This is a genomic window from Collinsella sp. TM10-22, from assembly GCF_003466125.1.
In the GTDB taxonomy this organism is placed as follows: Bacteria; Actinomycetota; Coriobacteriia; order Coriobacteriales; family Coriobacteriaceae; genus Collinsella.
In genome coordinates, this window is record NZ_QSOC01000002.1 from 157,032 (window position 1) to 182,132 (window position 25,101).

At 62.6% G+C, this 25,101-nt stretch carries 15 protein-coding genes; 3 read left to right on the forward strand and 12 right to left on the reverse strand.

Features of this window, described 5'->3' with window-relative positions:
• Window positions 1–115 precede the first annotated feature (115 nt).
• The 10 genes from ruvB to DXD94_RS02720 all read right to left on the reverse strand — a co-directional run bounded on the left by ruvB (window position 116) and on the right by DXD94_RS02720 (window position 19,867).
• Window positions 116–1,183: a Holliday junction branch migration DNA helicase RuvB gene (gene ruvB, locus DXD94_RS02675; RefSeq protein WP_117735946.1), complete on the reverse strand. Its 1,068-nt coding sequence runs from the start codon at window positions 1,181–1,183 to the stop codon at window positions 116–118.
• A complete protein-coding gene (gene ruvA / locus DXD94_RS02680; protein ID WP_117763158.1) occupies window positions 1,183–1,803 on the reverse strand; it encodes a Holliday junction branch migration protein RuvA in 621 nt (206 codons plus the stop codon). Before ruvA ends, ruvB begins: the two co-directional genes overlap by 1 nt.
• Entirely contained in the window at window positions 1,803–2,324 is a 522-nt protein-coding gene (ruvC, locus tag DXD94_RS02685; RefSeq protein WP_117763159.1) for a crossover junction endodeoxyribonuclease RuvC, read from the reverse strand. Before ruvC ends, ruvA begins: the two co-directional genes overlap by 1 nt.
• Before the next feature lie 137 nt (window positions 2,325–2,461).
• Window positions 2,462–4,447 carry a hypothetical protein gene (locus DXD94_RS02690; protein WP_117763160.1) on the reverse strand — a complete coding sequence of 662 codons (1,986 nt, stop codon included), beginning with the start codon at window positions 4,445–4,447 and terminating at the stop codon, window positions 2,462–2,464.
• A gap of 117 nt (window positions 4,448–4,564) precedes the next feature.
• Entirely contained in the window at window positions 4,565–4,927 is a 363-nt protein-coding gene (locus DXD94_RS02695; RefSeq protein WP_089572163.1) for a desulfoferrodoxin family protein, read from the reverse strand.
• Window positions 4,928–5,092: 165 nt separating this feature from the next.
• A complete protein-coding gene (locus DXD94_RS02700) occupies window positions 5,093–8,557 on the reverse strand; it encodes an SNF2-related protein (RefSeq protein ID WP_117763161.1) in 3,465 nt (1,154 codons plus the stop codon).
• A gap of 28 nt (window positions 8,558–8,585) precedes the next feature.
• Window positions 8,586–12,389, reverse strand: a complete 3,804-nt coding sequence (gene dnaE, locus DXD94_RS02705; protein ID WP_117763162.1) for a DNA polymerase III subunit alpha — start codon at window positions 12,387–12,389, stop codon at window positions 8,586–8,588.
• Between the two features lie 262 nt (window positions 12,390–12,651).
• On the reverse strand, window positions 12,652–16,284 hold the full coding sequence (locus DXD94_RS02710) for a UvrD-helicase domain-containing protein (protein WP_117763163.1): 3,633 nt from the start codon (window positions 16,282–16,284) through the stop codon (window positions 12,652–12,654).
• Window positions 16,285–16,287: 3 nt separating this feature from the next.
• Window positions 16,288–19,383 (reverse strand): PD-(D/E)XK nuclease family protein, encoded by a 3,096-nt coding sequence (locus DXD94_RS02715; RefSeq protein ID WP_117763164.1) that lies wholly within the window; start codon window positions 19,381–19,383, stop codon window positions 16,288–16,290.
• Window positions 19,384–19,567: 184 nt separating this feature from the next.
• Window positions 19,568–19,867: a YerC/YecD family TrpR-related protein gene (locus DXD94_RS02720; RefSeq protein ID WP_022094855.1), complete on the reverse strand. Its 300-nt coding sequence runs from the start codon at window positions 19,865–19,867 to the stop codon at window positions 19,568–19,570.
• A gap of 324 nt (window positions 19,868–20,191) precedes the next feature.
• Here DXD94_RS02720 and DXD94_RS02725 point away from each other — a divergent pair, with 324 nt between their 5' ends.
• Window positions 20,192–20,557 (forward strand): phage holin family protein, encoded by a 366-nt coding sequence (locus tag DXD94_RS02725; RefSeq protein ID WP_117734439.1) that lies wholly within the window; start codon window positions 20,192–20,194, stop codon window positions 20,555–20,557.
• A gap of 138 nt (window positions 20,558–20,695) precedes the next feature.
• Here the strand turns inward: DXD94_RS02725 and DXD94_RS02730 are convergent, their stop codons facing one another.
• Window positions 20,696–21,124, reverse strand: a complete 429-nt coding sequence (locus tag DXD94_RS02730) for an Rrf2 family transcriptional regulator (RefSeq protein ID WP_089572175.1) — start codon at window positions 21,122–21,124, stop codon at window positions 20,696–20,698.
• 252 nt (window positions 21,125–21,376) lie between these two features.
• Here DXD94_RS02730 and cysK point away from each other — a divergent pair, with 252 nt between their 5' ends.
• Window positions 21,377–22,315: a cysteine synthase A gene (gene cysK, locus DXD94_RS02735; RefSeq protein ID WP_117734438.1), complete on the forward strand. Its 939-nt coding sequence runs from the start codon at window positions 21,377–21,379 to the stop codon at window positions 22,313–22,315.
• Between the two features lie 58 nt (window positions 22,316–22,373).
• On the forward strand, window positions 22,374–23,597 hold the full coding sequence (mnmA, locus tag DXD94_RS02740) for a tRNA 2-thiouridine(34) synthase MnmA (protein ID WP_255413507.1): 1,224 nt from the start codon (window positions 22,374–22,376) through the stop codon (window positions 23,595–23,597).
• An 8-nt stretch (window positions 23,598–23,605) separates the two neighbouring features.
• On the opposite strand, the gene DXD94_RS02745 is transcribed toward mnmA, so the two are convergent.
• Window positions 23,606–24,979: a DNA-binding protein gene (locus DXD94_RS02745; protein ID WP_117763166.1), complete on the reverse strand. Its 1,374-nt coding sequence runs from the start codon at window positions 24,977–24,979 to the stop codon at window positions 23,606–23,608.
• Window positions 24,980–25,101 lie beyond the last annotated feature (122 nt).

Here is a 25,101-nt window from a genome sequence, read left to right on the forward strand (position 1 = left end):
ACCGGATGAGAAAAAGACCAATCCAGCATAGCACGGGCGCGCAATAGTAAAACACCCGTAACCGACGAACGGCGATATGTTTACCCAATGCCCAGCGATAGCCTACAAACCCATCCTAAACGGTCGGCTCAATTCCCAAATGCTCAAAGGTGCGAAGGGTTGCCTGACGGCCCTGGGGCGTGCGAATCATCAACCCGCACTGCAGCAGATACGGCTCATAGACATCCTCAAGCGTACCCGGGTCCTCGCCCACCGCACTGGCAAGCGTGGTCAAGCCAACGGCACGGCCGGAGAACGTCTTGGCGAGTGTCTCCAAAATGCGAATATCCATCCAGTCCAAGCCAAGCTCGTCGATCTCGAAAAACTCGAGCGCCTGACGGCAGATATCGAGCTCGATAGGGCCGTTGCCGCGCACCTGCGCGTAATCGCGCACGCGCTTGAGCAGGCGATTGGCAAGGCGTGGCGTGCCGCGCGAACGCGAGCCGATCTCGAGCGCGCTCGGATGGTCGATCGTCACGCCCAGGATAGTCGCCGAGCGCGTCACAATCTGGGCGAGCTCCTCGACCGTGTAGTAGTCCAGGCGATATGAAATGCCAAAGCGGTCGCGCAACGGGCCGGTCAACATGCCCGAACGGGTCGTGGCCGCCACCAACGTAAACTTGGGAATATCCAAGCGAATCGAGCGCGCAGCCGGACCCTTGCCGATCACGATATCGAGCGCAAAGTCCTCCATCGCGGGATACAGAACTTCCTCGACCGAACGGTTGAGGCGGTGGATCTCGTCGATAAACAGCACGTCACCCGGTTGCAGGTTAGTCAGAATGGCCGCCAGGTCGCCGGTGCGCGCGATGGCCGGACCGCTCGTCGTCTTAATCTGAGCGCCCAGCTCGTTGGCGATAACCGTAGCCAGCGTGGTCTTGCCCAGACCCGGAGGGCCCGAGAAGATCACGTGGTCGAGCGTCTCGCCGCGGCTCTGCGCGGCCTCAATCAGCACGCGAAGGCTCTGCTTGATATGCTCCTGACCGCAGTAGTCATCCAAGCGCTGGGGACGCAGGGTACGATCGACATCGAGGTCCTCGGGCGTCAGCTCCGAGCCCACCATGCGCTCACCGTGCGCCATGGATGCCGCCGGCGAGTTGCCGGGCGTCGCCCACAGGTCCTGAGAGTCATCGGCTTCCCACATCACGCATCCATTCCAAGTCGCTTAAGCGCCGCGCCGAGCAGATCCTCGACACGCATATTCTGCCCATCATACCCGCTCAGGGCAACATCGGTCTCCTGCGGGCTAAAGCCCATGGAGAGAAGCGCCGCGCGAGCGTCATCAATCGCCGAGGGAGCGGCGGCGGGCACCGGCATTGCGACCTGGCCGGGAATCACGTCGACCGGCACAAAGCCCTTGTCCTTGGCAAAGGTGCTCTTGAGCTCCAAGATGAGGCGTTGGGCGGTCTTTTTGCCCACGCCGGGCACCTTGGCCATGCCCTTGTCGTCCTCGGCCATCACCAGCGAATACAGCTGTCCCACCGTATAGGTGGAAAGCACGGCGAGCGCCAAGCGCGGGCCAACGCCCGAGACGGACACGAGCCGGTCGAACATCGTGCGCTCGTCCTTGGAGGAAAAACCGAAAAGTGTCATGGCGTCCTCGCGCACCTGCATACGCGTGTAGAGGCGGACCTCGCCGCCGGACGTCGGCAACGTGGCCGCAGTGCTGCCCGAGATGCCGAGCTCAAAGCCAACGCCCGACACATCGACGACAGCAGAGCTCATCGTGGCTTCGACAAGCGTGCCGTGGAGCTGGGAAATCATCAGTATCCGGTTCCTCTCTGTTGATAGAACTCGCCACCGGTAAGCACCCGGGTGCGGCTGAGGTTTACATGGCAGATGGCGCAGGCCAGGGCATCGGCGGCATGGTCGGGATGCGGGTCGTGGTCGAGCTGCGTGAGCGTGCGTACCATGTAGGCGACCTGCCGCTTGTCCGCGGCGCCGGTGCCCACCACAGCCTGTTTGATCTGCATGGGCGTGTACTCGCCAATCTCGAGCGCGCACTCCGAAAGCGCCACGAGCGCAGCACCGCGGGCATGCGCCGTGGGGATGGCCGAGCGGACGTTGGCGCCAAAGTAGATGCTCTCGACAGCCGCGGTATCGGGGCGATAGCGCTCGACGACATCCTTAAGATCGCGGGCGATATGCGACAGGCGCACCGCGAGCGGACTTCCGGCACTGGTCTCGATGCAGCCATAGGCACGACAGCGAACCTCGCCACGCCGCTCCTCGATAATCCCCCAACCCGTATGGGCCAAACCAGGGTCGATACCCAAGATAACCAAGCCGACCTCCCCTCGTCACCAGCACAGCACAAAGCAAGGCCCCGCGCATCATTCACGAACGTCTGTTCTAGAATAACACAACGGGGTCAAGATGCTTAGTTGAAGTATCGGGGTTGGGAGCGAATCCCATCCCCAGTTTAGTTCTGCGAGAAGAATGGGAACCGTCGGGGATCAACCGGCGGATGCGGCATCGGGCCACCCTGGGGACCACCTTGCGAGCCGCCCTGACCGCCCATCATCTTATCGATGGCGTCCTGAACCTCGCCCTCGAACTTCTTCATTCCCTCGTGCAAACGACGCTGACCGTCCTCAGAGCGCAGCTCCTCCATCTGCTCGGGCGAAATACCCAGTAGCTCGCCCAGTATGCCCATCATCTCGCCGCGCATACGCTCACTCGTATCCTCGTCAGCAAAACGGCGCACCTCGGCGCGTGCCAGCGAATCAACCGTCATACGCTCCTTGCCGTTAAGCCCCAGGTCGGACCACGCGAGCATGTACGGCCAAGAGCGCTCGGCAAACGAGCGGGACGAGACGATCGGTGCCGTCGGCAACATGCGGCGGGCAGCCTCACCCTGTCGAACGAGCATCAGCAGCAGCGAGCAGGCCTCAGGCTTGCCAGCGGCCATCGGGATATCGTCGAAAGATCGATTGCGGTCCACGTGCGCCTCGAGCGCGCCATCGACCTCACCCGGCTCAAGCCCGCCGAGCAGCTGTGCCGCGCGGTCGAGCATATCGACCGGACCGTCAAGCGTCGAGAGCGCCTGCGCCAGCACTCGCTCCATACAATCTTCCACCGCGTTGAGCGTCACGAGCTCTTGGGGCACCACGGCAGACGTGCGGTTGCGCACGCGCGCCACAAACTCAAGCGTCGACAGGTACACATCGCCAAAGGGCGCGTAATCGCCCTGGTAGCCGCCGCAAAGCGCCGGCGCCGCCAGCGCGTACTCGGTTTTGGACAGCGGGCTCAGCGCCATCGCACCCAGCTCGAGCGCCGTGTCCTCCAGCATGAGGCCCAGCGTGCGAGAGCGCAGGCGCTCGGCGTCGCCCGCCGACACATCGCGGTCGAGCACGCGCGCGGCATCCGGCGCATCGCGCTCAACCGTGCGAATATGCAGGCGCTCGGCAATGGCGCGAACGGCGGCACAGCGAGCAGCCTCGGCCTCCTCCTGCGCCGGCGTAAAGATGCGGTTGCGCCCCAGCACCAGGCCAATCACATTACGTGGGCCCAGAGCGTCGACGGCCAGCGCCGCCAGCAGGGACGACGGCAAGTCGCCCTCGAGTGCCACCACGGCGCGCGACGCACCGTGGGCCCGGGCGTTGTCGCGCACGGCGAGCACCAGCGCCTGCCACAGCCACTCCTCGGAACGGAACTCGGGCAGTTCGTGATCTTCCAGGGCATCGAGCATCACGCCGCGCTGAATCTCCTGAACCAGCAGGCTCTCCTCAAAACACGGCGCTTGGGCCACCACGCGACCGCAGTCGTCGAGCACAAACGAACCGCCGGTATACACCGACTCGTCATAGGCACCGACCGGCGCCATACAGGCAAACCACACGCTGCGCTTGGATGCGATCTTGCGGTAGGCGCCGCTGCGAACGGCGGCAATGGCGGCAGTCTCGCGGTCGGTCATGTCAAACGCATTGAATTGGAAATACGCAATGAGGTCAACACCGGTCGGCAACATCTCGAGTTCGCGGTCCAAGTCAAAAATCACGGCGATGCGCACGCCGTCCACGTCGAACACCGGCGGCGCCCAACGCGTGTCGTTGTTCTCGCCACGCTGCAGGGCAATGCTCGAACGCGCCGGCACCACATGACCGTCCTTGAGCATCATGTAGTCGAGCAGCGGCTGACCCTCAAACGAAACCGCCGCGGGCACGATGCAGATCATGTCAAGCTCCTGGATGCGCTCGGCGACACCAGTCAAGCCGGCAAGCATGTCGTGCTCAAAGTCGGCAGCGCCCACCAGGCCACCGGGCATGGCGCCCATAAAGAGCGGAGCCGGAACGCACAGCACGCGCGCCCCGCGCTCGTGGGCCAGACGAGCCTGGTCCTCGATGCGGCCGCAAATGCCCTCAATATCACCCAGGCGCATATCGATCTGTGCAAGCGCGAGCTTCATGGCTCAGCCCTTTCCGTCGTAAACCATCGAAATCGTAGTAAAAGCGCCGGCCGCATGATGCAGTCGGCGCTCGCATGTGCATATGCTAGCTATGATACCCCGAGCGGGGGCGCGCTCCTAGAACGTCGCGGACCACAGCCCGTGCAGGTTGCAGTAGGCATAGACGGTACCGGTCTTGGAACCGCCGGCAAAAAACGTCGCGGGCTTCATGCCGGGCTCAAGGTAATGGACCTCTAAGCGGCCCTCGGCCTCAAGGGCGATCCACTCAATATAGTGCTCGGGCAGGCTGGGGTGCTCGACCGAGCCAACGCGTGCGCGAATCACGTGACCGTCGCGCTCGGTCTCGACAACAGGCACGTGCTTCTCGTGCGCCGCGTCCTCAGTGTTTGCGGTCAGTTCCGTGCAACCGGCAGGGGTTGCAACGTCGTTGCCAAGGGCGGCAATGAGCTTACCGTCGGGGTCCTTAAAGAATTTCGCCATGATGTTCTCCTTTGCTGACGTGCCAATGTTCTTGATGGTTCTTATGCCCAAAGGCAGACAAACCATCCACGGCATTGCAAATGAACACATAACGGATCAGGCAAGCGATCGGGCCAACATGCGTCGACCGTCCTGCCCACTCCAGCAGTCCCACCCCGCGCGCGGCTAGCGCCCGTCGCCGCCCAGCAGTGCCAGAACATCTTCGCGGGTAAACAGCGCCGACGAGATGCCGTCGCCGCCAAGCACGCTGTTGACCAGATCGCGCTTGGACTCCTGCATCTGCATGATGCGCTCCTCGATCGTGTCCTTGGCGATGAGTTTGTACACGGTCACGGTGTGTTGCTGGCCAATGCGGTGGGCGCGGTCGGTCGCCTGGTCCTGCGCTGCCACGTTCCACCACGGGTCGTAGTGGATGACCACGTCGGCCGCCGTCAGGTTAAGGCCCACGCCGCCCGCCTTGAGCGAAATCAAAAAGACCGGAACCTCGCCCTCCTGGAACTGCGCGACCATCTTGGCGCGGCTCTCCTTAGACGAAGCGCCCGTGAGCTTAAGGAAGGCGATGTCCTCCTTGGCCAGGCGCTTGCCGATGATATCGAGCATACCCGTAAACTGGCTGAACAACAGGATGCGATGCCCGCCGTCGAGTGCGCCGTGCACGAGCTCCATGCACGTATCGAGTTTGGCGCTCCCCGCCTTGTAATCCTCGTAGTGCAGACGCGGGTCGCAGCAGATCTGGCGCAGCTTGGTGAGCTCGGCGAGCACCTTGAGCTTGTCTTTCTTAAACTCCCCAGCCTCGCGGTGCTGCACCTGCTGGGCGATGCGGTCCTGGTTGGCCAGGTAGAGCTTGCGCTGCTCGCCGGTGAGCTGTGCCATGACGGTGTCCTCGATCTTTTCGGGTAGATCGGCCACCACGTCTTCCTTTACGCGGCGTAGCACAAACGGCGACACGAGCGCCTGCAGGCGAGCAGCACTGTCACCCTCGGCGTGCTCGACCGGGCTCTCAAAGCGCTTGGCAAACGACTCGCGCGTGCCCAGCAGGCCCGGCATCAAAAAGTCGAAGATGCTCCAGAGCTCGGACAAGCGGTTTTCGATGGGCGTGCCCGTCAAGGCAAAGCGCACGCCGGCAGGCAGGCGCTTGGCGGCGCGCGCCACCTGCGTGAGCGGATTTTTAATGTACTGGGCCTCATCGAGCACCACGCGGGCACAATCCTGCTCGACGTACTCGTCGATATCGCGGCGCATAAGGTCATACGACGTCACGACCACGTTATGCTCGGCCACGCCGGCAATCTGTACGCGACGCTGCGCCTTGGCGCCCACGATGGCGCACACATCGAGCGAGGGCGCAAAGCGCTCCAGCTCGGCAGTCCAGTTGTACACGAGTGAGGCCGGGCATACCACGAGCGTGGGCTTGGTGTCCCCCGCCTCCACACGCGCCAGGATATGCGCGATCATCTGGAGCGTTTTGCCAAGGCCCATGTCGTCGGCCAAGATGCCGCCAAGGCCCAGGTGTTCGAGCGAGCCGAGCCACTGGTATCCGTCGACCTGGTAGCCACGCAGCGTGGCCTTGAGCGAGGCGGGTACCGTAAAGTCCATCTTGCCGAGCGTGTCCAGGCGCTCGACGGTGCGGCGGAACGCGGCGTCGCGATCGGCCTCGAGCGCCGGCGTGCGCGCGAGCATGCTATCGACAAAAAGGGTGCTCGACGCGGGAAGCGACACGCCGTCGAGCAGGTCGACGGCATCGACACCCAGATCTTCGGCAAGGCCAAACGCGGCGCGCGCTCCCTCATCCAGGCGCACGATGTCGCCGGACGTCAGGCGCGCAAACGTCTGGTGGCGCTTGTACGAGTCCAGATAGATGGCAAGATCTGCCGCCGAAAGCCCGCTCGCGCCCAGCTCGACGTCGAGCAGGTTACTCTTGACGGTCGCACGAACCGAGAGTTTGGGCGCGGGACGCACCGAAATCTGGCGCAGACGGTCGCTGAGCATGACCTCACCCAGCTCGGACAGGGCGGACAGACCCTCGGTCAGCAGGCAGAACAAGCTCTCATCATCGCGCTCCTCAAACGCCAGACCGCCCTCGTAGAAACCGAAGTACAGGGCCGCCGTATCCATAACGCGAAACTCCGCCACCTCGTCGCGGGGCGGCACGCCGGGGCGTTGCTCTTCGAAGGGACTGCCCGGAGCGCCCAGACTAAAGAGATCCGCCGACCAATCGCCGTAGGTAACCGTAATTTTGCAGGTCACGAGCCCATCGTCGACGCCGATCGCCATAGCAAAGCTCGGCTCGGGTGCCACGGTATCGAGCGCGGCGGGCGCGGTGAGGTCGGTATAGTCGCGCAAAATGGGCAGCGCCATACGGCAGAACTCCCCCACCTGCTCGGCGGCAATATGGGCGGGCGTACGGCACGGCAGCAAGCGCGACAAAAAAGGTGCGGCATGCTGAGCAAATGCAGCGTCGGTACGGCGCGCGCGGCGCGTGTCAACCAAGTAGGCGGCATCGCCCGACGCAAAGCAGTACATATCGGCGGGCAGGCGCAGGTCATAGCTACCACCAGCCGCCGGCGCGATTTTGGCGGCAAGCAGCGGTGGGCGCTTAGCGGATGCCTCGTCCTCCCCTTGCGGAGACAGCTCAACCGCCACGTCGTAGGTGCGATGCGTCGTCATCCCCCGCGACCAGGCGGGCTCAAAGGAGATGGTCTGGCCGCGCAGCAGGTCCAGCACATATACGATGCTATACTCGGACAGCGGCAACTGACGCTCGGCAACAAAACCACTGCGGGCAAAGTCGTACGACGCTGAACGCGAGCTTGTGATGTCATCGAGATAGGCAACTGTCGTCGCAACAAGGTTGAGCAGCTTTGCCGATGTTTCGTCAAAGGCCTCAGGTGAATGGACAAACGTGAGCTTCTTGCCATAGGAGAACGTGCCGCCGCGCACGTAGGCATCGGCCATGCCGTCGATGTCCTTGACCACGTAGGAGACCGATCCACAGCGAATGCGGAACTCGAGCGCCCAGCTAAAGCGGTCAGCGAACAGCGGATTGTAGTACGGCACCAACGAGGGCTCCAACGCCGCTTTGGGGGCGTCGGCATCAACGGCACCGGCAAGCTTGCGGCGCATGCTCGCCAGCTCATCCATGCGCGCGTCCGAAAGATCGGAGAGTGCCGCCATGAGGCTGGGGCTCGTGGGGACGGGCGCCGGAAAGGGAAAATTGGGGTTGACGGCCGGCGCGACGGACGCGGCGCGCGCGGGCTGTTTCGGCTGCGCCGTAAACGTGCGAACCGGCGTGCGCAAACCTTCGACGGGCTCGGCGCCGCTGGCATCCAAATACGCCAGCGCCGTGGCAATAGCGTGCTTACACATACCGGGATAGCGGTATGCGGCGGGGCAGTCGCAATCGTAGTCGATAACCTCGTGCTCGTCCATGTCGAGCGCCACGTGCGTCTTGTACAGGTCACCGCGCGAGCCGCGCACCGTGCCCTCGACCGTCACGTTTTTGGAGAAGCGCGAGCCGCTGTCCTCGATCGACAGCACGGCACCGTTGAGCATGAGCGAACGCCCCTTCATAAAGGTGCCGCTCAACGCCGCCTCTTTGCGAAGCGCCTGCACAAACGTCCCCTGCGCCATCACTTCCTCCAATCTCACCCGGGGTAGCTTAGATCACCGTCACGCGACCCTGGTTACCCACAATGGCCTTGGCCTCGGCCAGCAGCGGAATCGAACGCGCGTTGACCTTGGCAGGTACCTCGGCACGCAGCACGCGCCCGTCCACCTGCTCGATAAAGATCTCCACGCGGTCGCCGCCCGGGTTAGCGGTGAGCACCGTGGCCAGGCGCGCCATATTGCCCTGGCTAAAGCGGCTGTTAGGCACCATGACCTCAAACACCTTGGGCTTGTTGTTCTCCTCGTTGAGCTCGAGCGGCACGATCTCCTGCGCGATGATCTGGTCGCCGCGGTCCGAGCGCTCGAGCTTGCCCTTAATGCGCACAAAGGCATCGGACAGCTGCGCGCCGGTCTCGGGATCGACCTCGCCGTACAGGTACCCCTCGGCCTCTTTATAGGTCTTGGGGAACACGACGACGGTGGCCTCGCCTTCCATGTCCTCGAGCTGCACGATGCCCATGGGGTCACCGTTTTTGGTCACGCGCTTGGACACGCTCGAGACCATGCCGGCCCACCACAGCGCCTTGCCCTCGGGAATCTCCTGGTTGATGGTGCCGCCCGTAGGATTCTGAACTTCGTAGCCGGTATCGATCTGCGAGAACGAGAAGTCGCGCGCCTTGGCTAGTGCATACTCAAACGGGCGCAGCGGGTGGTCCGAGACATAGATGCCCAGAACCTCCTTCTCCTGGCTCAGCTTAAGGTGGCGGTCCCACTCCTGACCATCCGGATCGGGCACGCTCACCTCAAAGCCCGAGCCCTCAACGTCGCCAAACATATCAAAGAACGACGTCTGACCGCTCGCGCGATCCTTCTGGCGCTTCACCGCGGCATCGATGATGTTCTCGGGGTTGTTCTTATCCACAAAGTGCATCATCTGGCGACGCGGATACCCCGTGGAGTCGAAGGCGCCTGCCTTGATGAGCGATTCGATCACGCGGCGGTTGGCCTGGCTCGAATCCACGCGCTCGACAAAGTCGTGCAGCGTCTTAAACGGGCCGCCCGCCTCGCGCTCGGCGATAATCGCCTGCGCCACGCCGGTGCCCACGCCGCGGATGCCGGCCAGACCAAAGCGCACGCCCTCCTTGGTAGCCGTGAACTCGGTACCGGACTCGTTGACATCTGGCGACAGCACGGGGATGCCGTCGTGACGGCATGCCGAGACGTAGTGCACGATCTTGTCGGTCTTGCCCGTATAGGACGTCAGAACGGCCGCCATGTACTCGTGCGGATAGTGCGCCTTGAGCCACGCCGTCTGCATAACCAGGATGGCGTAGCCGGCGGAGTGCGACTTGTTGAAGGCGTAGGACGCGAACTCGAGAACATCGTCCCAAATCTTCTGGGCGACCTCGCGCGTATAGTTGTTCTTGATGGCGCCGTTCATCCAGTGGTCGTAGGTGGTCTCGTCGGAGCCATCCTCCCAGTGGAGCACCGTCGACGTGAGCAGCTTGATTTTCTTCTTAGCCACGGGCTTACGGATACGCGAGTCCGATTCGCCCTTGGAGAAGCCGCACATCTCGACGGAGATGAGCATAACCTGCTCCTGGTAGACCATGGTGCCGTAGGTTTCGCCCAGGATGTCGTCCAGGCGGTCGTCGTAGGAGACCGCCGGCTCCTTGCCGTTCATACGGTTGATGTAGGACGAAACCATGCCGGCGCCCAGCGGGCCCGGGCGGTACAGGGCGATCAATGCTACGACGTGCTTGTACTCGGTGGGCTTCATGTTCTTGATCGTGGCCGTCATGCCGGCGGACTCGACCTGGAAGACGCCGGCGGTGTGGCCGGAACCCATGAGCTTAAAGATCTCGGGGTCGTCAAAGGGAATCTCTTCCTCTTTGATGTCGATGCCGAAGTTCTTTTTGATGTTTGCCTTGGCCTTGGAGATAACCGTCAGCGTGCGCAGGCCCAAGAAGTCCATCTTGAGCAAGCCCATGTCGGCAACGGTATGGCCCTCGTACTGGGTAATCTCGACGCCGCCCTTGGTGTCGAGCTTGGTGGGCACGTGCTCGTTGACGGGGTCGCGGCAGATCAGAACGGCGCACGCGTGCACGCCCTCGCCACGGGTGAGGCCCTCGATTGAGAGCGCCGTGTCGATGATGCGGCGGGCGTCGTCGTCCTTTTTATATGCCTCGGCAAAATCGGGGTTAAACAGGTCCTCTTTGCCGGGTTGCTTTTCGAGCACCTGCTTGAGCTTGACCTTGGGGTCGCTCGAGACCATCTTGGACAGACGCTGGCCCATGTAGACCGGGTAGTCCAGGACGCGAGCGGCGTCGTTGATGGCCTGCTTGGCCTTAATGGTCGAGTAGGTGATGACGTGGGTGACTTTCTCGGGGCCGTAGAGCTGGCGAACGTGCTCCACGACCTCGAGGCGCCGCTCATCGTCGAAGTCCATATCGATATCGGGCATCTCGGTACGCTGCGGGGACAGGAACCTCTCGAACATCAGGCCGTTCTCGAGCGGGTCGAACGCGGTGATGTTCATAGCGTAGGCGACGATAGCGCCAGCGGCCGAACCACGGCCGGGGCCGACGCCGATGCCGTTGTCCTTGGCCCATTGCACGTACTCGGCAACAATCAAGAAGTAGGCGGCAAAGCCCTTGTCGCAAATGACCTTGTATTCGTACTCAAAGCGCTCTTTGATGTTGACGCCACCGATCTCGCGCGTGGCCCAGTCGTCGCCATAGTGCTGGCGCAGACCCTTCTCGCACTCGCGGCGGAACTGGCTCTCGTGCGTCTCGCCGGGGTCGAGCAACGGGAAGCGCGGCAGGATGATGGAGTCCCAGTCCAGCTCGACGTAGCACTTGTCGGCGATCTCGAGCGTGTTGTCGCAGGCCTCGGGGCAATACGGGAACATCGCCCGCATCTCCTCCTCGGTCTTCATGTAAAACTCCGAGCCAGTCATGCGCATGCGGTTGGGGTCATCGACCTTGGCGTTCATGCCGATGCACATGATGACGTCCTGCACCGGCGCGTCCTCGCGGCGCAGGTAGTGGAAGTCGTTGGTGGCGATGACCTTGACACCCACCTGCTTGGCGATATCGATGAGCGTGCGGTCCATCTGCTCATCGGTCAGGCCGTTGTCGGTGGTGATGCCGTGTTCCTGAATCTCGATGTAAAAGTCGCCGGGGTCAAAGGTATCGCGGAAGGTCTCGGCCCACTTGATGGCGCCTTCCATGTCGCCGCGGTCGATGTATTTGGGGATGATGCCCGCGATGCAGGCGCTCGTGCAGATCATGCCCTTGGCGTGGCGGCGCAGGTTGTCGAGCGTCACGCGCGGCTTGTAGTAAAAGCCCTGCACGGCTGCCTCGGAAACCGTCTGCATCAGGTTGACGTAGCCCTCCTGGTCCTTGGCCAGAAGGATCATGTGGTAGAGCTCGGGCTTGTGGTCGCGGGCGAGCGTCTCGTCCGGCGTAAAGTAGACCTCGCAGCCAAAGATGGGTTTGATGACCAGGGGCGGCTTGAGCTCGTCGATGTTGCCCTTCTCGTCCCACATGGCCATGTCCTTCACATACTGGGCATGCTCGCGCGGGTTTGCCTCGGGATCGGGCTCCACCAGCTCGTCGCGGCGATCCTTTTCCAAGAAGGCCTTGTCGTGGCTCCACGTCTTGTACTCGGGCGTGTTGTGGTTGACGGCGTCGCAGGCCAGCGCCAGGTCGGGCACGCCGTACATGTAGCCGTGGTCGGTAATGGCCACGGCGGGCATGCCAAGCTCAACGGCACGATTGACCATATCCTGGATACGGGTTGCGCCGTCGAGCATGGAGAAAACAGTGTGATTGTGCAGATGGACAAATGCCATGTGATGAGCTCCGATGCGGGTTCGTGTTCTGACTGAACGATTTTACCCCACGGCACGGACAGCACCCGAACCTAGCCAAACCCACACGGGTAGCTAATTTGGGACGGGGCTATTTTAGCTACCCCCATATGTCGGTTGAGACGCATTCCGACCCCGACTCATTCGCCGTCAGTCAAAGGGTAGCTAAAATAGCCCCGTCCCAAATTAGCTACCCCTGAGCTGCGGTGGAATCGGGAGGGATTCCACCGCACGCTGTTGAGGGCTAAAGATTGTAGGTGACTACTTGAGGTTCGGCGGGTTCGACGAAGATGGTTGGATCCGGCTGTTCCACGCGGACGAACTTGACGGTCACGGCCTCAAAGCCCGCCTTGTGCAACACATCGGCGTAGACGCGCGCCTGCAGGGCGTGCTTCTCCTGCAGCTGTTCCGGCGTCTCATCCGGTGTGCCGCCCGTCTTGTAGTCGATGACCAGCGCGCGTGACGAATCCGCCGGGTTCGTTGCCAACGCATCGATGGCGCCCTCGGCATACGTGCCGTAGCGGGCAATGTCCTCGTCCTCGCAGCCCAGCGAGAAGAACGGTACCTCGGCACGGACGCACGGCCAGGCAAGCAGCTCGGCACGGACCGCCGACCTGAGCCAGCGATTCAGGGCAATGTCAAAACGCTCGCGCTGCTCCGGCGTCAGGCACCACAGGCGCGCCAGCGCATCGGCGCGCGCGGCGGGCAGTTCATTGGCGCCCATCTCGATGAGCCACTGGCAGGCAGCATGGAACGCCGAGCCCAAGGCCATGGGATTGCCGAGGGGCTCGGCAGCAACCACGTCCGCATCGGTCATCTCCGAGCCATCCGAGTCTTCATCATCGCCGGCCTCGTCCATGGGCACACGCGTCTCGGCGGCACGATCTTCCGCCTCGGCATGCAGGGCCGCGGCGATCGATGAGTAGCTATACGAGTCACGCGCCGGGAACGGGCAGGTGCCCATGCGCACGCCCACCGCCTGGGGATACACGAGCTCAAACGAATCGGGCTCGGGGTCGGCAGGACCGGGAACGGCGGCGCGGGCATCTGCACCGGCACCCTCCGGCTCCGCATCGCCACGAACAAGCCTGCCCTCGGCATCCAGCGAAGCGTTAGCCTCAAAAGCCTGCTCGCCAAAGGTAAAGTCCGAAAGCGAAATGAGCTCGTAGTCGCCCGGCTGGGAGTTGTCGAACACCAGGCGGTCGGCATCGAGCTGCGGCAAGGCCTGCGCGTCGGTCGGCAAAATACGGCGCAGTACGTCGTAGGTCAGATCGGTCTCGACATCGAAGGTCGGCGCCGCCACCTTGCCACGGCTCACGCCGGCATCCATTGCCAGAATGACCAGCTCGCGTGCACGCGTCATGGCGACATAGAGCAAGCGGGCCCGCTCCTCGAGCGAAAGCTGCAGGTCGTCGTTGCGCAGGCGAGCAAATGCCTCGGCGGGAGAACCCGTCGCACAGACGTCCTCCATGAGCTCCGGCGGCAACCATAGCGACGTGCCCTTACCCTTAAACGCATGCTCAAACTGCTTTTTGACGTCATCGCCCTTCACAAAGGTTCCGTCCGCAAGCTTAACGCCGTCGAAGCGTGCCGGCAGCGCCACGACCTGCGCTCCGCCCTCGACGCGACCCATCTGTGCCGCGCCCGAGGACTTACGCACGCCAAAGCACTCGGCGACCGCCACGACCGGATATTCCAGACCCTTGGAGGCGTGCACCGTCATGATGCGCACCGCGCCGTCGCCCTCCTCGTTGAGGGCGCCTGGGGCCTCCTTGCCCGCCAGGAAGCGATTGAAGGCAAGCGCAATGGAGCGCGGAGAATTGCCGAACTCGGCCTCCGCCTCGGTCACGGCATCGAGCGCCTTGAGCACGTTGGCGGCGATGGCCTTGCCCTCGGGGCCGCGCTGCGCTAGACGCACAAACCAGCCGGAGGCGTTGACCACGTCGCGCGCGATGGAGGCGAACGAATCGCGACCCACACGACGAAGCGCATACCGCAGTACCTCGCGGGCGCGCGTCACCAGTGGCAAGCCCTGCAAGCCGGGCACATCGGAATCGCTCATGATGCCCGCATCGATGTTGCGGCGCGAGGTCTCCCCCGTCTGGTCGTCCAGCTTGGTCGCCAGCGCCAGGAACTCCTGGGCGCCCAGCGCAAACATCGGCGATGCCAGCAGCGGCATAAGGCCCTGCGCCGTATCGGCCGGGTTGGCGAGCGCACAAACCAGGGCGCGCACCGTCTGCACCTCGGCAGCTTGGGCAAAGACCGAGCCGCCCGCGATAACGCAGTCGAGCCCCTGGTCGCGGAAGGCCTGGGCGTAGACGTCGGCGTTGGTCATGCGGCCCAGTAGCAGCACCATGCCGCCCTGGGGCTGGCCCGCTTTAACGAGCGCTTGGAACCGCTCCGCAATCGCACGAGCTTTCGCCTGCGTTCGCTCCTGGGTGCTGCCGCCGGCAACGAGCAGCGCCTGGCGGCGCGAAGCCTTTGCCTTGAGCTTGTCCTCGCGATCGTCACTCGGCTCAAGATCCAAGAACCCCTGCATCAAACCACCGGTATCGCCGTCAAAGACGCGTGCCACATAGCGCAGCACCTCGTCATGACTGCGGAAGTTGCGCACGAGCTTGACGAGCTCGCCGGCAGGGGCATCGGATGCGACGGAGGTCTCAGGCGCAGCAGACAGGCCCACCTTGCGCTCCTGGCGGCGAAACACCTCGACCTCGGCGCCGCGGAAGCGATAGATCGACTGCTGCGCATCGCCCACCGTGCACAGCGCGCGCTCGCCCGCACCCGTCAAATAGCGAATCAGATCGACCTGCATCTGGTCGGTATCTTGGAACTCGTCGATCATGACCATCTTAAAGCGGCCCTCGTAGGCGGCTCGAATGGCGGGATAATCGCGCAGCGCCTCGTATGCCATGCGGAGCAGGTCGTTGTTATCGAGCGCGGACTGGTCAGCCTTGAGCGCGCGGTACTCCGCCTCCACAGCACGAGCAAGCCCCACCAGCGCATCGAGCGCCGGACCACCGCAGGCGAGCACGATATTGATAAACGCATCGGCAGCCTCCGCCTTGAGCAGCTCCACCTGCTCCTTAGGGAATGCCTTGCTCGCCCGAGGCATGGTGCACGACATCATGAGTCGCGCCGCATCCGCCATGGTCTTGCCGCTCGCCTCGAACGCATCGATGGCATCGAGCGCCACCTGCGCTTTCTCGGTCGCGGCCTTGCTTGCGCCCAGCGCCGCACGATAGGCATCGGCAAGGGCCGAAGTGTCGGCATGACCGTGTGCCACGCGCACGTCGTCCATGCCGCCCGGCAGCTGGCTCGAGAGCTCCAGCAGCTCGCGCACCAGGCCCTTGATGGTGGTGCCGGCGCCAAAAGGGCCGCCCTCGCCCGCCATGGGATACCAGGCGTAGAGGGCCTTGAGCGATGCCGCGAGCTCGGGGGCGGCATCGGGCGCCGTCGCGCGGGCCAGCACATGCTCAACAGCCTGATCCATAAGCTCGTCGGTATCGGTGAGTACCGTGAACTCGGGATCGATGCCCAGCTCCAACGCGTGTGCGCGCAGGATACGCGAGCACATGCCGTGAATGGTCGAGATCCATGCATCGTCGACGGTCAGGGCCTCCTCGTCCATGCCCTCGTCGATGAGCGCGCGGCGCACGCGGTCACGGATCTCGGCCGCGGCATCTTTGGTAAAGGTAATGGCGAGCACCTGGTCCAGATGCTCAACGAACGGACCGGATTCGGGCGAGAGCGCGTAGACGATGCGGCGCGTGAGGGTAAAGGTCTTGCCCGAACCGGCGCCCGCCGAGACAAACAGCGGACGGTCGAGCGTTTTGACAATCTGCAGCTGTTGCGGCATCAAAGTCGAAAGATCCATGGTCTACACGTCCCTCCTTACAAACGTTCCTTCGTGGTTATACGAGCAGCGCGCATGCGCGGCCTGAGCCGACGTCGGGTCGACGGCGGCAACGTTGCCTGCCTCGAGCTCCCGCAGGCGCTCGGCGATGCCGGCCTCCACGCGATCGAGCAGGGCGTCGAAGTCCATGCTGCCACCCTCGCCGGGGAAACCTTTCTTGAGGCCTGGGATGCGACCGTCGCCGCGCTCTTCCTCGAGCAGCTCGGCGCTCGCGGCGCCGCGCAACGCCGGCTTGCCGCCCTTGGTCGAAAAGTAGAGCGCCGCGCGGGTGTCCAAATCCAGCGCCCGGCGCATGGCCTGCGCATAGATAAGCGTCTGGGTATGGGGCGGTAGCCACCGTGGGTCGTCGATGGCGGCCTCGCCCGATTCCTCGTCGCGCACCGTAGGGTCGGCGAGCTTAAACTCCTCAACGCCCGTGCGATGCTTGTAGTCGATCACCACGGCACGATTCTCGGCGTCCACGTCCACGCGGTCGATGCGCCCGCCAAGCGGCCAGCCGGCATACTCGACTTTGAGCTCGTTAAAGGCGAACTCCAGGTAACGCGGGGCAAAGGGGGCGAGCGCCTCGGACTCGTAGGCAAGCACTCCCTCCAGCTGCGGCAGAATCTCGGCCACCTGGCGCTCCTCCACCGGAGAGAGCGGCACGAGCGGGCCCTCGTTGCCACGCTTGGAGGCATGCTCGGCCAAGGTCTCGTCAAAGACCTCGTGTAGCAGCTCCTGTGCACGCGGCAGATTCATGGGCGTCACGCGCTCCATGCCCTCTTGGGGCAGACGGGCGTGCAGGCGCTCCAGAACATCGTGGACAAAGTTGCCCTTCTCCATGTTGCCAAAGCCCGCGTCGATGGACTGGGGCTTCACGCGATACGACACGAACCAACACAGCGGGCACGTCGAGTACGCCTCAATCTGCGAGGCGGACGTCAGGCGCGGCACGAGCGGCGCGTCCTCGCCCTCGCCATCGCGGCGGCACAGGACCAGGTACGGCACAGCCGCATCACTCAAATGCTGAGGAGCCTCGCACGCAACACGCTTGCACTCGATACCCTCGCCGGCCGCCGGATCAAAATCGGCGACGATACCGCCCTCGCCCACGCACGCAACCTTGGCGGCACCAGCGGCCTCGGCATACGCCCGCAGCTCGGTCCATACGGCTGCCGGGTAGCACTCGCGTGCCTGGCGATCGTGCGTCACGCGGGCGAGCGCGACCGGACCGCTCGCCGCCTGCATTGCACGGCAAAAGCGCACGCGCAGCAGGGCGGCGGGCTCCAAAGACACGCCGTCGCGGCGCAGCTCGGCCGTCAACGTAGCAAGCGGGCCCTCTTCGTGCGAAAGCGGGTAGCTGTCCAGGTCGACATCGGCAAACAGCACGGCATCGTAGCAGCCAGGACGCAGAACCGACGCATCGGCAAGCGAAGCAAACCGAACCTGAGCACGTGGCGCACGGTCAACCTCGTAAGTCTCGTAATCGTAGGCGGTGCTACGCTTGTCCACCTTGGTGCGAACGCCATCGAGCACGGGCACGGTCGCGGCCTGCGACACGTCGAGCGCGCGAGCATCGTTCATAAGGATGTCGATGACATGGCGCAGCAGGGCCACCTCCGCCTGGCGACGGGCTTGGCCATCCAAGCTGCCCAGCGAGCGATCGGGCAACGCCTCGGCAACGGCAAGCATGGCCTTGAGCGCCGTCACGGGCTTGTCACGCCACAGCGCCTGGAACACGTCCGAGACCACACACGGCACATTCTTAAACCAGTTTTCGTCGCTCGCCGCCTTACGCGCGCCCCTCACCTGGCCCTGAATGCTCTGCAGCAGGCTCTTAACGCCCGCGGTAGTCTTGCTGCGCGAGAGACGCATATTCTTATCGAACGTGAGCGCGCTGGCGGCATCGGCACCCGAAAGCGGACTGTAAATCCAGTCGGTAAGCTCCGGCGCGGGCCACCACTCGGTCTTAGAGGCGATGCCCTCGTCGGCGGCCTTCATGCGCTCGATCAGGCCGGCAAGCGCCGTAAGCTGCCTGCCCGCGATGGACTGGGAAAACGCCGTGAACTCAGTTGTCTCAGCAGCGATACGACGAGCCGCCAGACGAGAGGCGAGCTCACCGAACAGCTGGGGTGCCCGGGCAGAAACGACGAGCACGCGTGCGGGGTCGGCGTTCGTCGCGGCGCCGTCGGCCTCGGAACCCTGGCACGCTTTTACCAGATCATCAATTGCGTCCGCATAGACATGAGCACGGGCATGGGGGCCGGCGACCTCAATAAAGGCAGGCTGAGCGGCGGTCCCGCAAGCGGCATCAGACGCGCCGGCATCCTCGTCCAGCGGCGCGATCTCAAACAGCACACCGCGGGCATCAAATGCCGCGGCAAGCTCCTCGCGCGTCGCCGCCTGCTCGCGGACAAGCAGCACGACGACCTCTCCCCCGTTGTTTGCCACGGCGGACAGCAGCTCGAGCAAGCTATACGTAAATGACGTGACGCCGCGCACGCAAACGGCACGGGCGCACCCCGGCAGGTTATCGGCCAGGGCACCGGCCATAATGTCAGCCGCCTCGCAGGGCTCGATCATATTTCGACGGTCCAAACCACCCGCGTAGGCACGCAAAAGCTCGAAAACGCGGGCCTCGGCGTCGCTTTTGGGCTCGGGCTGAGCGGCGGCATCGCGGCAGCGTTCGTCGCCCGCCCCCGCCACGCCCGGCAACACATCGCGGGCCATACGCGCAAGCATGCGCACCGTGCCCTGGCTGCGCGAGAGCGGCTGCAGAGCAGCGTCATCGCGGCGGTCGATCATGTCCGAGAACAGCATCTGGCACTGAAGGTTATCCACAAAGCTACGGCCATCGCCCATAAGCTCCCACAGCGAACGGAGCCACGACGAAGGGGTCTTGTAATCGATACCCAGTGAAACCCCAGCTTCCGCCGCATCATGACGGCACAGATCGAGCTCGGCAAACGTAGGCACCAGCAAAACGGCACGCCCGTGGCGGGCAACCAGGTCGGCGAGCAGCGCCGCCTCGGCATCGCTCAAATCCGCGCCGGCGTTGGTGGTATAGATTCGAACAGGCATGGTCCTCCACTCAAACCGTTCGCAATAATCAATGTATCCATCCTACCCGCCCAAGCGGACACATTGCCACCGCAGCTCCATCTTTTGGTACGAAGCAACCTGACCCCAACGCACCAGCCGATTGCGGGCATATAAAAACCGCCCCCGAAGGGACGGTTCTGCGCAATTCGTTTTTGTCGCTAGCCTACTCGCCATCCTCCAGCTTGATGAGGATCTTGCGGTAGCCGCCGTACTCGCCGTTGAGTGCCTTGGACACGCGGCTCACTGTGGTGGACGAAGCGCCGGTGCGGGCCTGGACCTCGACATAGGGCTCGCCCTCGTCCAGATAGCGCGCCACCTGCAAACGCTGAGAAAGATCGCAAATCTCACGCGGCGTGCAGATATCGGTCAAAAACGCTTGGATATCTTTCTCGTCGTCCAAAAGGCTAAATGCGTGGACTAGCTGCTTGACATCAGGCTTGTCAAACATGTTCTCGATATTCATCGATTACCGCCAAACCCGCCAAAAGGCATCGAAGTTGATACTAACATCGGGCATCGTTCGCCCGTTCTGTGCAATAGGGCAACGCCTGTGGCTTTTGCCCGTAGCAGTTTAGCACACCACCAAACTAAAGCGACAAGACTCTCTGTCAGCGGCACGTTTTTTAGGTCGAACGCCGTTTTGAAACCGAATGCGCACGCAAGCTCCACGAATATTTGAGACAATGGGCGCCCAAACACCGCGGCGCACCCGCGCAACCATCCAGGTCGCCGCCGCAAGCCGCTTCACGCGACGCCAGCAACCCCGGCGCAAGAAAGGATTCACGCCATGCGCTTTATGCTTAACTGGCTCTTCACCTCGATCGCTATCGCGATCGCCACGTTCCTCGTCCCCGGCATCCAACCCTTCGGCTTTGCCGAGGCCTGGGTCTGTTTCGCCTTCGTAGGACTGTTCCTCAATATCGTCGATTCGCTCGTCAAACCGTTCCTGACGGTCATCTCGCTGCCGCTCACCATCATTACGCTGGGCATTTTCCAGCTTGTCGTCAACAGCCTTATGCTCGAGCTCGCCAGCTACCTATCGGTGAATCTGCTGGGCGCGGGCATCTCCATCGCCAGCTTTGGATCGGCGTTTATGGGCAGCATCTTGGTATCCATCATGCGCAGCATTCTCGACAGCATCGCCAAGAACTAGAGCGAACCGATACGGATCGCCACAACACGCCAAAATGAAGGCCGCCCATCGAAACGATGGACGGCCTTCTTCTTTATCGAGCCTCAGAGGGTAAAGAAATCTACCATTTCTACCCCGTCCCCAAATGGAAGGTGTGGGTTAGATGACGTAGTCGTAGCCTTCGTTGGGAGCGACAAGTTGATCGAGTGTCACACCGTCGAGGTAGTCGTTGATGAGCTTGTCCAGGTTCTTCCACACGTCGAGCGTGGGGCACTCATCAGATCGCGAGCAGCCTTTGCAGTCACCATCCAGGCAGGCGACCGGCGCCAGACTACCCTCGGTCAGGCGCAGAATCTCGCCCACCGTGTACTGCTCGGGAGGGCGCGTGAGCACGTAGCCGCCGCCCTTGCCGCGCATGCCCGAGAGCATATTGGCGCGTACGAGTGTGGCAAGAATGTTCTCCAGATATTTCTCCGAAATCCCCTGTCGCGCCGCAATCTCTTTGAGCGGGATGCGGCCGGCCGCCTGGTGCTCTGCCAGGTCGACCATAACGCGCAGGGCATACCTGCCCTTTGTGGAAACCAACATATATATTGCTGCCTTTCGGTCATTTAATCCGTAGAAATTCTAGCCGAAAAATTGGCTTTGAAAATACCCATCCCGTCAAGATGGTTAATCGACTCGCAATAATTCATAAATTCCTATTGCATTACTAGGCTTTGCTGTCTACTATGCTTCCCAACAGCTAAACGAACAACCTATTGGGTTTGTAGGTTTTGCTGTTACATACACCGTAAAACCACACGGTATCCAGTCATTTGAACACTTTGGAGGTTCACCATGAGCAAGGTTTACACGTCCATCGATCAGCTTATCGGCCACACCCCGCTTTTGGAGCTTACCCACTTTGAGGCCGACGAGGACCTCAAGGCCCGCGTGCTCGTCAAGCTCGAGTACTTCAACCCCGCCGGCTCCGTCAAAGACCGTGTCGCCAAAAACATGATTGACGAGGCCGAGAAGGCCGGCAAGCTCGTGCGCGGCGGCGACTACACCATCATCGAGCCCACGAGCGGCAACACCGGCGTCGGCATCGCCTCCGTGGCGGCGGCTCGCGGCTACAAGGTGATTATCACCATGCCCGAGACCATGTCCGTCGAGCGCCGCAAGCTTATGCAGGCATATGGCGCAAAGCTTGTGCTCACCGACGGCTCCAAGGGCATGAAGGGCGCCATCGCCAAAGCCGAGGAGCTGCAGAAGGAGACCCCCAACAGCATTATCGCCGGCCAGTTTGTGAACCCCGCCAACCCTGCCATCCACAAGGCCACGACCGGCCCCGAGATCTGGGACGACACCGACGGCAAGATCGACATCTTCGTCGCCGGCGTTGGCACCGGCGGCACCGTGACCGGCGTAGGCGAGTTCCTCAAGGAGCAGAACCCCGAGATTAAGATCGTCGCCGTCGAGCCCGCCACTTCCCCGGTGCTCTCTAAGGGCCAGGCAGGCCCGCACAAGATCCAGGGCATCGGCGCCGGCTTTGTGCCCGACGTCCTCGACACCCAGGTCTACGACGAAATCATCCCCGTCGAGAACGACGACGCCTTTGCCACCGGCCGCGCCGTGGGCCACAAGGAGGGCGTGCTCGTGGGCATTTCGTCCGGCGCCGCCGTGTGGGCCGCGCTGCAGCTGGCCAAGCGCCCCGAGAACGAAGGCAAGACCATCGTGGCGCTGCTTGCCGACACCGGTGAGCGCTACCTGTCCACGGCGCTCTTCCAGGGCTAGAGCTTCTCGTTCTTAGAACGAGTCCAAGGCACGCCGGTCTCCCCTCTCTTCTGGCGGCCTGAGCTCATCCCAACAGGGTGTCCCACGAGACGTCCGAACTTGCTACAATGTCTGCGGCGCGGAACCAGCCTCCCGCGCCGCTTTTCTTTTTTGGCCACATGCCACCAAGGAGAACCTCCCCATGCACAATAAGCGCGTGCTCGTCGCCATGAGCGGCGGCGTCGATTCCAGCGTGACTGCGTATCTGCTCAAAAGTCAGGGTTACGAATGCGTCGGTGCCACCATGCGCCTCACCTGCCCCGCACCCGATCCTGTCACGGGCGTGAGTAAAGTCGACCGCGACATCGCTGACGCGAAGGCCGTCGCCGAGCGCCTGGGGATACCCCACCATGTGCTCGACCTGCAGCAGACCTTCGACCGCAACGTGATCGAGCGCTTCGTGACCGCCTACCAGGAGGGGCTGACGCCCAACCCGTGCATCATCTGCAACCGCCACATTAAGTTTGGCGCGTTGCTGGATGCGGCGCTGGATATGGGCTGCGACTACATCGCCACAGGCCACTATGCCAAAACGAGCCAGGCGCCTGACGGCACCTGGCAGCTGCATCGCGGCGAGGACCCCAAAAAGGATCAGAGCTACTTTTTATATTCGCTCACGCAAGAACGCCTGGCACGCACCATCTTTCCGCTGGCAGGGCTGGACAAGGAGCGCGACGTACGCCGCATTGCCGCCGAGCAGGGCTTCATCAACGCCAAGAAGGCCGAGAGCGAGGACATCTGCTTTATCCCGGACGGCGACTACGCGGGCTATATCGAGCGCCGCTGCGGACATGCCGCTGCACCGGGCGACATTGTGTGGCGCGACGGCAGCGTGGTCGGACGCCATAACGGCGCGCTGCGCTACACCATCGGCCAGCGCAAAGGCCTGGGTGTCGCGATGGCGCATCCGGTGTATGTAACGGGCGTCGACGCCGCCAGCAACACCGTGCATCTGGGCGAAGCCGAGGACCTAACCGCCTCGGCGCTAACTGCCGATGAGTGGATCTGGAGCGCCCCTGCCGACCGCATGGAGGCAGAGCTCAATGCCGGCGGCATTCGTGTAGGTGCCAAGTACCGCTACCGTCAGAAAGACCAGGCAGCGACACTTACGCGCGACGAAGGCGGGCAAATGCTGCTAACTTTTGACGAGCCACAGCGAGCCATCGCCCCCGGCCAGGCCGTTGTAGTCTATCGCGGCGACATCGTCCTGGGCGGTGGTACCGTAACCGGCGCACTTAAGTAGCCGCTGGTTTATCGCCGCACGTGTCGAAGTGCCTCAACAGCGGCACCAACCTCGATTACGCGACGCTCGAGGCCGCGGCGGATGGCCTCGAGTCGACCCTCCGCCGTGGCCCATTTGCTCTGCGAAAGAATCTCGATTGCCTCATCAACAAATCCGTTGAGCCGCGATGAATCGAACCAATCGAGCGAGTCCGCAAGCGCCAGCTGGACGAAAGGGTCGGGCCCAAACGGCTTAGCGGAAAACCCAAACTCCCCAGATGAGAGCACGGCAGTTGGCACGTTATACCACAGACAGTTGCCGCTATCGAACAGCGGTGCAGGTTTTATCTCCAGGGTGTCGACATTGCGGATGATGCCAAAGTTTCGCCAATGGCGATCGCTGTTGGCCAAAAGGGCATCGCAAATGATCATCTGCGACATAGACCTTCTCACGGCAGCCTCGTCTGCTCCATGCTTACCAAGGAAGCGGCAGTACCGGTCGTACGTCGAGTTTCCTCGCTGACCGCCAAGAGCGTTCTTAACGTAAACAGCCGGAACATATTCCTCGCGGCCGTCAAGAAAGTCGTCGCACAAACACACAGGGCCATCGAACATCCGCTCAACCGCATAGGGAACAAACTCACCCTCTGACAGCAAGCGACGATGTAGAGCCGTTGCAACCGCCTCGTTAAAGGGACGTTGATCGTCCATGCCGCACCCCTTGACCAGGACGCGAACACCGTTGCGAATCATCCACGATTTAGGAAGCTCGCCCTCGGATGTGTTGTCGGGATTTTTAAGACCGATGCCTTCCAGCCAACCCGAACGCCCCTCGGGCGCCGATCGCTCAAATTCGTTCTCAAAGTAATTGATGTTTCGCCATTCGAGCCCGTCGCAATCGGTCGGCCGCAGCCAATAGCAATCCGAAAGCGAGAGGCCCAGGCACTGAACCGGCACCTCAGTGCCGTTGACGATCCCTAACTCTCGGTAGCGCAAGATAAGCCCGGGGCGAACATCGGGTACCGACCGATGCCCCCACCACGCGTTGAGCTCCCGCTTATTCACCGTTGGAGAAGAGCTCGAGCATGTGCCAAACGGCATTCGTTGCGCATCGAGGACCTCGGCGATTTCGAAGGGAAACTCGCGCGTCGGATCAAATGAGACATGCGCGACCTCATGGTCGGCCGACATCAGCGTAAACTTGCGTCCCACATCGGCTGCAGGACGGCGCCCTCGTTTGCGGACCTTTTGATAGGCGATCGCAGAATTGTACTCGATCATCTTCCGGCCGCCCACAATATCGCACGCGAGCGTTCCCGATGCGGCAAGTTGAGATATGCGGGCTTTCGTAACGCCCAACAGGCGGGCAGCATCACCCATAGACAAGTACTCAGACGTATCCATACACCGCATCACCTCGTTAAGTAATTTACACGTTTAGTTAATAGATTACAGACATCATAATACTAAACGACCCAAAGCGAAAAAAGGCCCGAGAAATCGGGCCTTAGCGATTGGTCAGCCGA